The following is an 11,108-nucleotide window of genomic DNA, read 5'->3' as shown; positions in this document are numbered from 1 at the left end:
GACTCGACCGGGTGGGCGATGAGAGCCGATAAGCGGGGACCGAAAGCCTCGGAGGTTGGAGAGATCATGACCGCTGCGTCCGGCGGCGCGCAGACCGCGCGTCCCACGCGCCTGCCCCGCTCCGCACGCCGCAAGCAGCTCCTTGCCGCGGCGCAGCAGATCTTCGTCGCACATGGCTACCACGCTGCCGCGATGGACGACATCGCCGAGCGTGCCGGGGTTTCCAAGCCGGTGCTCTACCAGCACTTCCCGGGCAAGCTCGAGCTCTATCTGGCACTGCTGGACACGCACTGCGACGCGATAATCGCCAAGGTGCGCGGCGCGATGCTGGCCACCCCGGAGAACAAGGAGAGGGTGAGGGGCGCGGTCGAGGCCTATTTCGACTTCGTCGACCACGAAAGTGAGGCCTTCCGCCTCGTCTTCGAGTCCGACCTGCGCAACGACCCGCAGGTGCGCGAGCGGGTGGAGCGCGTCGAGCAGGGCTGCATCGAGGCGGTCACCGAGACCATCATCTCGGACACCGGGGTCAGCACCGCGCACGCCGCACTGCTCGCCTCGGGCCTCGTCGGCGCCGCCGGGCAGAGCGCCCAATACTGGCTGGCGAGCGGCCGGCAGACCCCCAAGGGTGACGCCGAGGCCCTGGTGGCGGCCCTGATCTGGCGCGGCATCGCGAGCTTCCCGCTGCGCGACGGGTCGGCTCCGGAAATCGGCTAGCCTTCAAAGCAGATAGACCACATTTCAAGGAGGACCCCGTGGAGGTCAAGATCGGCGTGCAGCACGCGCCGCGTGAGCTGTCGCTGGAAAGCGCTCAGACCCCGGCGGAGGTCGAGCAGGCGGTGTCCGAGGCGATGGCCAAGGATGGTGTCCTCTCGCTCACGGATGAGAAGGGCCGCAAGGTGATCGTCCCGATCGCCAAGGTGGCCTACGTGGAGATCGCCGAGTCGTCCAACCGGCCGTTCGGTTTCACCACTCGCTGATCCATCCGCTTCAATACCGCATGGCAGAGGACCCGGTCGCCGGGTCCTCTGCCTTATCGCGCTCCCGAGCTGCCTAATCTCATGGTCGGGTAGAGTGGGCTTGTCGCCGCCGACGTCGATCGACTTCACGATTCGCCGCGGCGACAGCGCGTGCGGCCCGCGACCTGGTTCGCGTGTGGCCCGCGCCCTATCCATACCGCGCCCAGGACTTCGACGGGCGCACCACGAGAGGCACCCGAAGAACTTCATGAGCGACATCGAGAACATCGAGACAGAGCCGGCTCTGGTCCCCGTGCTGACCCGCGCGCCCGTCCGCGCCGACAGCCCGACCTTCGCCGAGCTGGGAGTGCGCGCCGAGACCGTCGAGGCGCTGGCCACCGCCGGCATCACCCGAGCCTTCGCCATCCAGGAATACGCCCTTCCGATCGCCCTGCGCGGCACCGACCTGATCGGGCAGGCACCCACCGGCACCGGCAAGACGCTGGGCTTCGGCCTGCCGCTGCTCGAACGGGTGCTGGCGCCCAGCGAGGGCGCCGACGGCCAGCCGCAGGCGCTGGTCGTGGTGCCGACCCGCGAGCTGGGCCTGCAGGTGGCCCGGGACATCGCCGCGGCCGGCGCGACCCGCGGCGTGCGGGTGCTGCCGATCTATGGCGGCGTGGCCTACGAGCCGCAGGTGGACACCCTGAAGAGCGGCGTCGAGATCCTGGTCGGCACGCCCGGCCGGCTGCTCGACCTGGCCAAGCAGAAGCAGCTGAAGCTGGGCTCGATCAAGGCCCTGGTGCTGGACGAGGCCGACCGGATGCTCGACCTGGGCTTCCTGGAGGACGTGGAGAAGATCCTGGCGATGCTCCCCGAGCAGCGCCAGACGATGCTCTTCTCGGCGACCATGCCGGACCCGATCGTGGCGCTGGCCCGGCGGTTCCTGCACCACCCGGTGACCATCCACGCCGGGCACACCGCGGAGAGCGGGCCGAGCCCGCTGACCAAGCAGGTCGTCTATCGCACCCACCCGCTGAACAAGCTGGAGATGGTGGCGCGCATCCTGCAGGCCCGCGAGCGTGGCCTGACGATGATCTTCACCCGCACCAAGCGCGCCGCCGACCGGGTCGCGGAGGATCTGGACTTCCGGGGCTTCGCGGTCGCGGCCGTCCACGGCGACCTCGGTCAGGGCGCCCGCGAGCGGGCCCTGCGGGCGTTCCGCACCGGCAAGATCGACGTGCTGGTGGCGACCGACGTCGCGGCCCGGGGACTGGACGTCTCCGGCGTGACGCACGTCATCAACTACGACTGCCCGGAGGACCCGGACACATACACGCACCGCATCGGCCGCACCGGCCGGGCCGGCGCCACCGGCGTCGCGGTGACGTTCGTGGACTGGGAGGACATGCCGCGCTGGGTGCTCATCGACAAGTCGATGGGGCTCAGCATGCCGCAGCCGCCGGAGACCTATCACACGTCGCCGGCGCTCTACTCCGATCTGGACATCCCCGAGGACATCTCCGGCACGCTGCCGACCGCGGTGCGCACCCGGGCGGGTCTGTCCGCCGAGATCGAGGAGGACCTCGGCGGGGGCTCGCGGCGAGGACGCAGCCGGGACGGCGGCCGGTCCGGTCGCGGCGACCGCGGCGGCAGCAGCAGCGGTCCGCGCGGGCGGCGCGGCTCGTCCGCGCCGGCTCCGGACTCTTCGGAGGGTGCGGTCGCGACCGAGGAGGCCGGTGACCGGCCCAAGCGGCAGCGTCGCCGGCGGCGGGTCGAGGACGGCGCGGACGCGCCGATCGCCACCGAAGCCGGCTCGGCAACGGACTCCGTGTCGACCGATTCCGTGTCGACCGATTCGGTGTCGGCCGATTCCGTGTCGGCCGATGAGGGTGTGGCTCCGGCCCGGACCCGTCGGCGTCGCCCGGCCACCACCGCCGCGCTCTTCTCGGACGGCACCGAGACCGCGGCCCCGGCCTCGGATTCGGTCTTGGACGACTCGAGCGGCGACTTCAGCGGCGACGACGGCGACGGCGAGTCGGGCGACCGTCCACGGCGGCGGCGTCGCCGGGGTGGTCGCGGCAACCGCGGCTCCGGCGCCAATTCAGCCGAGTCCGCCGGCTCTGACGGCGCCGGCATCTCCGACGGCTCCGGCAGCGAAATGACCGGCGGCTCCGAGGCCGGCGTGGGCACCACCGCCGACGCCTGATCTCGTTAACGCGCGACTCGGCCCCGCCATCAGGCGGGGCCGTTTCGCGTCAGTGCCGCGGTTCCACGCCCAGGGCGGCGCACGCTTCCTGGTACATCCGCACCGCCTCGGCGCGCACCTGCCGGCGCTCGGTGAGCCGCTCCCGGAACGGAATGCGCACCGGCACCTCGACCCCGTCCACCGCCGCGGCGAACTCCAGGCCGTCCGCGTCCATCCCGGACATCCGCGCCGACGTGGCCTGCAACGCCCCTCCCAGACCCCGCACGATCAGCACGTTGTCCTCGGCGTGGTCGTCGTTCATGTGGCGGGCGATCTGCGCCACCACGTCCGGCGGGAACGGGTCGGTCACGCCCAGCGCTCCTTCAGATCGGCCAGCACGGCGATGTTGTGATGGTAGGCCTCGGCCACCTCGGCGAGAAACGCCTCTTCCTCGGCGGGCGACCAGTTGATCCGATCGAGCATCTCGCGGTAGCGCGTGCGGAAGGCCGGCGGCCGCACCCCGTCGAAGACGAAGAACCGGTGCCCGTCGCCGCTCAGCCCGAAGGACCGGGCGATCGCCGGGCCGAGGAACTGCCCACCGGACAGGTCGCCGAGATAACGCGTGAGTGATGCGCGATGAACGCCGACGGCCGATCGAAGGCCACCGCGTGCAGCCGGGCCACATAGGCCTCGGTCGCCGGGTGCGCGGCGATCCGCCCCGGCCAATCCGGTCCCACCAGGAACCCGAGGTCGGCGATGAGCGCGGGCACCCGATGCAGCTCGGGCAGCACGAACTCGCGTGCCACCGGGTCGTCGATCATGGCCAGCGCGGCCTGCTCGAGCGCGTCATAGATGAACCAGTGCTGCGCGGCCAGGTCGGCATAGGCGTCGCGGGGCAGCCGCCCGTCGGACAGCGCGTCCAGGAAGCCGCTGCCCTGCGCCGCGTCGTGCTCGGCGCGGGTGCCCGCCCGCAGCCGCGCGGACAGCCGCTCCGTCTCAGGAGGGTCGGCGACGGACATCGTGCACCTCTTTCCCTGGGCCGGCCTCGGTCACCCGAAGTTAGGACAGCCTAACCCACGGGGGGTTCTGGAGGGGCGAGGCAGAATAGTGGGATGCCCCAACCCCTCGAGTCCGTCCTGGCCGAAGTGCGCGATCTGCTGCTCGACCCCGCTTTGACGCGGGCGGTGGCGGCCGGGCGCCGGCGCGGGCAGACACCCTCGGTGCGGCGGGCTGAGCTGCGGCCGGTCGCGCTCAAGGCGGGCACCCATCTGCAGATCGTCACGGATGACGGCGCGCGGCCGTACACCAGGAATCTCGCTCTTGGGTCTGACGCCGCCGCCGCGGTCGATGAGCTGCTGGCCGAGCCGTTCGGGAACTGGCACGTCGAGACGGCGGCGTCGACGGTGCAGGTGCGGATCACCAAGAAGGGTGACGCGCAGGTGCATCGGGCGGCAACCGGGGCCGCGACCGCGCCGCAGGAGCATGATCGCGCGAAGCAGTGGCTGCTCGACCCGGGTGATCCGCTCTTCCGGGTGCTCGGCGGCACCGCGGCGAAGCGCCGGCAGGTCGACGCGTTCCTGCGCGCGCTGGCGGCCACCCTGCCCGCCGAGCTGCCGTCGCCGCTGCGCGTCGTCGACCTCGGCTGCGGCAACGCCTACCTGACCTTCGCGGCCTACCGCCATCTGGCCGATCGAGGCGTCCAGGTCCAGGTCGTGGGGGTCGATGTCCGCGAGGATCAGAGGGTACGCAACAGCGCGCTCGCCGCCGAGCTCGGCTGCGCGGACGATGTGACGTTCGTCGCCGGCACCATCGAGGACGCGGTGGTCGACGTGCCGCCCGACCTGGTGCTCGCCCTGCACGCCTGCGACACGGCGACCGATCAGGCGCTGGCCCGGGCGGTCCGCTGGCAGGCGCGGTGGGTGCTGGCCGCGCCGTGCTGCCACCACGACATCGCCGCCCAGCTCAAGGGCGGCCAGGCCCCTTCGCCCTACGGCGAGATCACCCGGCAGGCCATCCTGCGGGAGCGGTTCGCCGACGTGCTGACCGATTCGCTGCGGGCCTCGCTGCTGCGCGTGCACGGTTACAAGGTGGACGTGGTCGAGTTCGTCGACTCCGCACACACCCCACGCAACCTGCTGCTCCGCGCCCGCCGCACGGGCACGCCCGGCCCGCGCGACGAATACGAGGCCCTGACCGCTCAGTGGTCGGTGACCCCGGCGCTGGAGAAGCTCCTCGCTGATCTCTTTCCGCGCTAGCTGATCTCCGTCGTCCAACTCGCGGTGTGCACCTGTTCCGCCACCTGGAAGTCGAAGAACATCCGGTAGCGGCCCGGGCCGGGCGCGGCCAGCCAGAACTTGACCTTGCCGTCGACCAGCAGCGGCTCGGGGTGGACGTGCACGTAGCCCAGGTCGCCCTCGCGCATCACCACGAGGTGGCCGAAGGCGCCCAGATAGGGCTGCAACTCCGCGGCCCGGCCGGCCGAGCTCACCGTGATGAACAGCGGCTGGCTGGAACCGATCTTCGGCTCGCCTTCATAGGCGACCTGGAAGTCGTCGGCGACCGCCTGGCGGGCCGGCGCGGGCAACGTCACCGGCCGGTAGTCCCCCGGCACCGTCAGGTCGACGCCGAGAGTGGCCGGCACCTGCTGGCCACCGACGATCGCGGTGAAGTCGGCGATCGCGCGGTAGCTGCCCGGCGCGGCGAGGGTCAGCGGGATGCTCCAGGTGCCGTCCGGCGCCATGGTCGGGTGCACGTGCTGGAAGCCGGCCAGGTCACGGCGGATCACGACCAGGTGGAGGGGCTTGTCGTGCACCACCGCGTAGGTCGTCACCGGGGCGTTGCCGGGGCCGCGGATCGCGAAGGACAGGGTCTGCTGCCGGCCGGCGGCTAAGGTCGCCGCGGTCGGCGCCATGGTCAGCCCGGAGCCGGTCACGGACAGTCCGCCGACCGCCGCGCCGCTGTCCTGGGCGAGGCCCGGCGTGACCGAGCCGTCGGCGTTGTGCACGTGCGGGGCGGTGCCGCTGTCGTCGTGCGCGGTCGTCGGCGCGGCGCCGTGGACGGCGTGCCCGTCGCCGGTCGCGGCCGATGTCTCCGCGACCGTCGGCGTGGCTTCGTTCAGGCGACCGATCCCGTAGCCGGCGAACAGCACCACGATCAGCACCGCGCCGAACACCGCCAGCTTGAATCCGGCGCTGCGCTCAGCGGCGGGCGGCTTGTCGAGGACGTCCAGGCCGCCGGCGTCGGGGTCAGGCATCGGCGAGCTCGTAGCCGGCCTCATCGACGGCCGCCCGCACGGCCGCCGCGTCGAGGGGCGCCGCGCTGGTCACGGTGACCTTGCCGGCGCCGAGGTCGACCCGCACGTCGTCGACTCCTGGCAGCGAGGTCAGCTCGCCGGTCACCGCGTTGACGCAGTGCTTACAGGTCATGCCGGTGACGGTGTAGGTGCTCGTGACAGACATCGCGTTCCTCTCGGGCTCGGATCCTATGCAGTACAGCGTTTGTGCGGTTCAGCGCTCGACCTGGTCCGCGCTTTGGGGCCTGGTTAGGCCCTGGGCCTGGTCAGGCCTCGTCTCTTTCAACCCCGGTGTCTTTCAACCTCGGCCTCTTTCAACCTCGGTGTGGCCGACCGTTGGTCTGGCCAGACCCTGGCCTCGCCAGTCCGTCGCCTCGCCAGACCTTTGCCCGGCCAAAGGTTGCCCTGGCCTCGCTAGCTCTTGGCCCGGTCAGCTCTTGACCAGGCGGGCTATGGCGTCGGATGCCTCTTTGACCTTGGCGGTCGGGTCGCCGGCGCGGGCGGCGTCCACGACACAGTGCGCGAGGTGATCCTCGAGCAGCCCGACGGCCACCGATTGCAATGCGCTTTTCGCCGCGGAGATCTGGGTCAGGACGTCGATGCAGTAGGTGTCCTCGTCAACCATCCGCTGGAGGCCGCGGATCTGACCTTCGATGCGGCGCAGCCGGCCGAGCAGCGCCTGCTTGTCACCGGAGTAGCCATGCGGCCCGGGGTGGTCGTCACTCATAGCGCCAGCATACCCCCCACCCGTATGAGCGATCGACGGCGTGGCTTTAGGCGTTTTGCCTCGTTAAAGCCGTCGTGCCGTCTCTCCACGCCCGCCGCTTCATTGTCGCGCCGGCTCTCATCCTGGCCGCAGCGGGCATCACCGGCCAGCTGACCATCACACCAGCCGCCGCTTCGCCCGCAGCGTCGTCTGTCGCCGTGGAGCCTGCCATCGTCGCAGTGCACGCCGCCGCACCATCACGGGCAGCGGCATCGCCCGCACTGACGTCGCGGGCCCTGGCGTCGCAGGCCGGGACGTCGCAGGCGGTGGCATCGTCAGCCGGGGCATCGCGAGGAGGGGCGTCGCGGGCCGTGGCATCTGCCGGCTGGCTGGTTGCCGGCCTGCGGGCGGATCGGCCGTCGGTGAGTGAGCTGGATCGACGGATCGCGGCCGCGTCTCACCGCCTCGAGGTGATCGTGGAGCAGTTCAACGAGTCACGCGACGACCTGCGTGCCAATGTCGCCCAGCAGCGCACGCTGGGCGCCCGGATCGGCCCGATGACCGAGGACCTGCGGCAGCGACAGGAACTGATCGGAGGCCTCGCGTCCACCACCTACCGCCGGACCGTTCGCGGGCCGACGGTCGCCCTCTTCGGCTCGCAGGATCCGCAGGAGTTCATCGGAAAGCTCCTGGTCCTGCACGAGATCGCGGCCCAGCAGCAGCGCGCGCTCAACGAACTGACGACCGCCCGGCAAAAGGTCGGCGACACCCGGGCGATGCTCAATCTGCTGGCCGCCCAACAGCGCCGCACCCAGGCTCAGCTGGCCGCGAAGAAGACCGCCGTCGAAGGCGAGATCGCCGCCCTCAAGCAGATGCGCCGAGTCGCCTACGGCGGCGGCTCGCGCTATGCCCAGGTCTTCAACTACCCCGCACCGCCCTATGTGGCCGGCCCCGCCGCACGAGTGGTCGCCTTCGCCTACGCCCAACTCGGCAAGCCCTACAGCTGGGGCGCCTCCGGCCCACGCTCCTACGACTGCTCCGGCCTGACCATGGCCGCATGGAGTCGCGCAGGCGCATCCCTCCCCCACAACGCAGCCCGCCAATACAACTCAACCGCCCGCCTGACCCGAGCCGACGCCCGCCCAGGCGACCTGGTCTTCTTCTACGGCCGCATCAGCCACGTAGGCATCTACATCGGCGACGGCATGATGATCCACGCCCCGGAATATGGCGAAGACGTCCGCATCGCCCCCATCAACTCCCAGCCGGTCCACGGCTTCGGCCGCCCCACCCACGCCGCCTGACGCCCGGTCCCACGTCTCACCGCCCGGTTTGCCGCAGCCCGCTGGACTCGCCACGCGCAAGGCGCTGGCGACCAGTTCGGCGAGGCAACCCCGCCAGCTGCCGCAACCGCCGACCCCACCGCGCCAACGACCGAGCCGGGCGGGCCGGACCAAGCCGGACCAGACCAGGCCCGACCGAGCCGGGAGAGCCGGACCAGACCGAACCGGAAAGGCCGCACCCCGCCAAGCCAGACCGAACCGCGCGAGCCGCACCACACCAGGCCGGGCCAAACCAGAAAGGCGCATCCCGGCAGGCCTGACCGGGCCGGATAGGCCGCACCACATAAGGCTCGACCGAGGAGCCGAGCGTGCCGCAACACACCGGCCCGCCCCACCTCGGTTGCCGGCCCTGCGCGGCCGGTGCGACCCGCAGGGGGCAGAAGTAGCCGGCAGGTGGCGAATCAGCCTGCGACGGCGAGGGCCAGTGGGAGGACGGCTGGGGCGCCGGCCTGGCGTAGGGCTCGGCCGGCCAGGACCATTGTCCAGCCCGAGTCGACCGAGTCGTCGACCAGCAGGACTGGACCGTCCAGTGTGGATATTTCGGCGGCTAGCTCGGGTGGGACTGTGAAGACGTTGTGCAGAGCGCGGACCCGCTGGGCGCTGTTGCCGCGCGGACCGTCGTCGCCCAGGTGTGATGACGCCAGCGTGCCTAGGAACGGCAGCCGGCCTACCGTTGCGATGTGCTCGGCGATGCTGCGCACCAGCTGTGGCCGCCGGCTCGAACCCACGGCTACCACGGCTGCTGGTCGTTGCTCCCAGCTGTTGTCGCCGCGCGCCCAGGCCTTCAAAACCTCGACCACGGCGCCTGCGACGTCGGCTGAGATCGGTGCGTCTGGAGCGCCGGGACCGATGAGCTCGCGCAGGCGACCGCCCCAGCCCAGGTCGGAAAGTCGCCCGACGGCACGACCGGCGCTGATCTGCTCGGCCGGGCTGATCTTGCCTTTCAGGGGCACCCCGACGGCGTCCATGCCGGTGGGCCACAGCTTCTTCGGCGCGATCTCGACGCCCGGCCGGCCCAGGAAGGCATGCGCGGCGGCCAGTGACTCGGCCGAGACGGCGGCGTCGAACAGCGGATCCGCGCAGGTGTCGCACCGGCCGCACGGCTTGGCTTCCGGGTCGTCCAGACACTTGCGCAGGAACTCCATGCGGCAGTCGGTCGTTTCCGCGTACTCAAGCATGGTTTGTTGCTCTCGGGTGCGTGCCTCGGCGACTCTGCGCAGGCGGGCGGTGTCATAGGTCCACGGCTCGCCGGTCGACAGCCAGCCGCCGCGGGTGCGACGGACCGCGCCGTCGACGTCGAGGACCTTGAGCATCAGCTCGAGTCGCGCCCGGCGGAGGTCGACCAGTGGTTCGAGCGCAGGCGTCGACATCGGACGGTCGGGTGACAGGTTGGCCAGCACCGAGCGCACCTGCTCCTCCGGCGGGAAGGCGAGCGAAGCGAAGTAACGCCAGATCGCCACGTCCTCCGTGCCCGGCAGCAACACCACCTCGGCGTGCTCCACGGCCCGACCGGCACGACCGACCTGCTGGTAATAGGCGATCGGCGACGGCGGCGCGCCGAGGTGCACGACGAACCCGAGGTCTGGTTTGTCGAAGCCCATGCCCAGCGCCGACGTCGCGACCAGCGCCTTGATCTTGTTGTCCAGCAGATCCTGCTCGGCCGCGCGGCGGTCGGCATCCTCGACCTGGCCCGTATAGGACGCCACCGCGAAACCACGCGAGCGCAGGAACTCGGCCGTCTCGGTCGCCGCCGCGACGGTCAGCGTGTAGACGATGCCGGAGCTGGGCAGCCGCTCGAGATGGTCGGCGAGCCAGGCCAGTCGGTGCGCCGGGTCGGGCAGACGCAGCACGGCGAGCCGCAGCGAGTCGCGGTCGAGCGCGCCGCGCAGCACGAGCGCGTCACCGAGCTGCTCGGCGACGTCGGCGGTCACCCTTTCGTTTGCGGTCGCGGTGGTCGCCAGCACCGGCGTGCGCGACGGGAGGCCGGCCAGGAACGTGCGCAACCGCCGGTAGTCGGGGCGGAAGTCGTGGCCCCAGTCGGAGACGCAGTGTGCCTCGTCCACCACCAGCAGGCCGGTGCTCGCGGCGAGGCCGGGCAGCACGTTGTCGCGGAAATCCGGATTGTTGAGCCGCTCGGGACTGATCAGCAGAACGTCGACCGAGCCCTCGCGGATCTCGGCGGTGATCGAACTCCACTCGTCGAGGTTTGCGGAGTTGATGGTGCGCGCCCGGATGCCCGCGCGGGCGGCCGCCTCCACCTGATTGCGCATCAGGGCGAGCAGCGGCGAAACGATCACGGTCGGCCCGGCCGGTGGCTCGCCGGCCTCGGCCGCGATGCCGTCACGCAGCAGCGCGGTGGCCACGAAATAGACCGCCGACTTGCCCCAGCCGGTGCGCTGCACGCACAGCACCCGACGCCGATCGACCACCAGCGCCTCGATCGCGCGCCACTGATCCTCACGCAGGGTGGCGTGCTCCCCCGCGAGCTTGCGCAGCACCTCCTCAGCGCACTCACGCACCACCACGCGCTCGGCCTCGCCCACCGTTGTGTGTCCCGTCGTTTCAGCCACGCCGCAATGTCTACCAGGCAGATCCGACAGAAAAGCCGTTGTCCACAGGACGGCGG

12 protein-coding genes are annotated in these 11,108 nt (G+C 71.2%); 5 read left to right on the top strand and 7 right to left on the bottom strand.

All coding sequences use genetic code 11. The annotated features are described in order from the left end of the window. Positions 1 to 66 precede the first annotated feature (66 nt). From ACZ6TI_RS09435 to ACZ6TI_RS09425, 3 genes are all read left to right on the top strand, one after another. Entirely contained in the window at positions 67 to 714 is a 648-nt protein-coding gene (locus ACZ6TI_RS09435) for a TetR/AcrR family transcriptional regulator (protein ID WP_465344528.1), read from the top strand. A gap of 38 nt (positions 715 to 752) precedes the next feature. Continuing rightward, entirely contained in the window at positions 753 to 977 is a 225-nt protein-coding gene (locus ACZ6TI_RS09430; RefSeq protein ID WP_465344527.1) for a DUF3107 domain-containing protein, read from the top strand. A gap of 247 nt (positions 978 to 1,224) precedes the next feature. Then, complete coding sequence (locus ACZ6TI_RS09425; protein WP_465344526.1) at positions 1,225 to 3,162, top strand: DEAD/DEAH box helicase; 1,938 nt, start codon at positions 1,225 to 1,227, stop codon at positions 3,160 to 3,162. A gap of 49 nt (positions 3,163 to 3,211) precedes the next feature. Here ACZ6TI_RS09425 and ACZ6TI_RS09420 read toward each other — a convergent pair whose 3' ends face one another. Genes ACZ6TI_RS09420 through ACZ6TI_RS09410 form a run of 3 tightly spaced genes read right to left on the bottom strand, consistent with a single transcriptional unit; the run spans position 3,212 to position 4,160 of the window. Then, positions 3,212 to 3,511 carry a DUF2470 domain-containing protein gene (locus ACZ6TI_RS09420; protein ID WP_465344525.1) on the bottom strand — a complete coding sequence of 100 codons (300 nt, stop codon included), beginning with the start codon at positions 3,509 to 3,511 and terminating at the stop codon, positions 3,212 to 3,214. Next, positions 3,508 to 3,717: a biliverdin-producing heme oxygenase gene (locus ACZ6TI_RS09415; protein WP_465344983.1), complete on the bottom strand. Its 210-nt coding sequence runs from the start codon at positions 3,715 to 3,717 to the stop codon at positions 3,508 to 3,510. The genes ACZ6TI_RS09420 and ACZ6TI_RS09415 overlap by 4 nt, the downstream gene beginning before the upstream one ends. Beyond that, complete coding sequence (locus tag ACZ6TI_RS09410) at positions 3,696 to 4,160, bottom strand: biliverdin-producing heme oxygenase (RefSeq protein WP_465344524.1); 465 nt, start codon at positions 4,158 to 4,160, stop codon at positions 3,696 to 3,698. Before ACZ6TI_RS09410 ends, ACZ6TI_RS09415 begins: the two co-directional genes overlap by 22 nt. Before the next feature lie 93 nt (positions 4,161 to 4,253). Between ACZ6TI_RS09410 and ACZ6TI_RS09405 the strand changes: the two genes are divergently transcribed. Beyond that, positions 4,254 to 5,396 (top strand): class I SAM-dependent methyltransferase, encoded by a 1,143-nt coding sequence (locus ACZ6TI_RS09405; RefSeq protein ID WP_465344523.1) that lies wholly within the window; start codon positions 4,254 to 4,256, stop codon positions 5,394 to 5,396. On the opposite strand, the gene ACZ6TI_RS09400 is transcribed toward ACZ6TI_RS09405, so the two are convergent. From ACZ6TI_RS09400 to ACZ6TI_RS09390, 3 genes are all read right to left on the bottom strand, one after another. Further along, the gene (locus ACZ6TI_RS09400; RefSeq protein ID WP_465344522.1) at positions 5,393 to 6,394 is read right to left on the bottom strand and encodes a hypothetical protein; all 1,002 of its coding nucleotides are present in this window, start codon (positions 6,392 to 6,394) and stop codon (positions 5,393 to 5,395) included. The two genes, ACZ6TI_RS09405 and ACZ6TI_RS09400, sit on opposite strands and share 4 nt — an antisense overlap. After that, complete coding sequence (locus ACZ6TI_RS09395; protein WP_465344521.1) at positions 6,387 to 6,599, bottom strand: heavy-metal-associated domain-containing protein; 213 nt, start codon at positions 6,597 to 6,599, stop codon at positions 6,387 to 6,389. The genes ACZ6TI_RS09400 and ACZ6TI_RS09395 overlap by 8 nt, the downstream gene beginning before the upstream one ends. A 264-nt stretch (positions 6,600 to 6,863) precedes the next feature. Continuing rightward, positions 6,864 to 7,160 carry a metal-sensitive transcriptional regulator gene (locus ACZ6TI_RS09390; protein ID WP_465344520.1) on the bottom strand — a complete coding sequence of 99 codons (297 nt, stop codon included), beginning with the start codon at positions 7,158 to 7,160 and terminating at the stop codon, positions 6,864 to 6,866. Positions 7,161 to 7,510: 350 nt separating this feature from the next. Here ACZ6TI_RS09390 and ACZ6TI_RS09385 point away from each other — a divergent pair, with 350 nt between their 5' ends. Then, positions 7,511 to 8,443: a C40 family peptidase gene (locus ACZ6TI_RS09385; RefSeq protein ID WP_465344519.1), complete on the top strand. Its 933-nt coding sequence runs from the start codon at positions 7,511 to 7,513 to the stop codon at positions 8,441 to 8,443. Between the two features lie 440 nt (positions 8,444 to 8,883). Here the strand turns inward: ACZ6TI_RS09385 and ACZ6TI_RS09380 are convergent, their stop codons facing one another. Then, positions 8,884 to 11,007: a RecQ family ATP-dependent DNA helicase gene (locus tag ACZ6TI_RS09380; protein WP_465344982.1), complete on the bottom strand. Its 2,124-nt coding sequence runs from the start codon at positions 11,005 to 11,007 to the stop codon at positions 8,884 to 8,886. Positions 11,008 to 11,108: the final 101 nt, after the last annotated feature.

The sequence above is a fragment of the Actinoplanes sp. NPDC051388 genome, from assembly GCF_055586225.1.
This window is presented reverse-complemented; position numbering and strand designations above follow the sequence as displayed.

What these genes read in the sequence shown, in the direction of transcription:
- ACZ6TI_RS09400 (WP_465344522.1), bottom strand. Translation starts at nt 6,394, where the DNA reads ATGCCTGACCCCGACGCCGGCGGCCTGGACGTCCTCGACAAGCCGCCC.
- ACZ6TI_RS09405 (WP_465344523.1), top strand. Translation starts at nt 4,254, where the DNA reads ATGCCCCAACCCCTCGAGTCCGTCCTGGCCGAAGTGCGCGATCTGCTG.
- ACZ6TI_RS09390 (WP_465344520.1), bottom strand. Translation starts at nt 7,160, where the DNA reads ATGAGTGACGACCACCCCGGGCCGCATGGCTACTCCGGTGACAAGCAG.
- ACZ6TI_RS09425 (WP_465344526.1), top strand. Translation starts at nt 1,225, where the DNA reads ATGAGCGACATCGAGAACATCGAGACAGAGCCGGCTCTGGTCCCCGTG.
- ACZ6TI_RS09395 (WP_465344521.1), bottom strand. Translation starts at nt 6,599, where the DNA reads ATGTCTGTCACGAGCACCTACACCGTCACCGGCATGACCTGTAAGCAC.
- ACZ6TI_RS09435 (WP_465344528.1), top strand. Translation starts at nt 67, where the DNA reads ATGACCGCTGCGTCCGGCGGCGCGCAGACCGCGCGTCCCACGCGCCTG.
- ACZ6TI_RS09410 (WP_465344524.1), bottom strand. Translation starts at nt 4,160, where the DNA reads ATGTCCGTCGCCGACCCTCCTGAGACGGAGCGGCTGTCCGCGCGGCTG.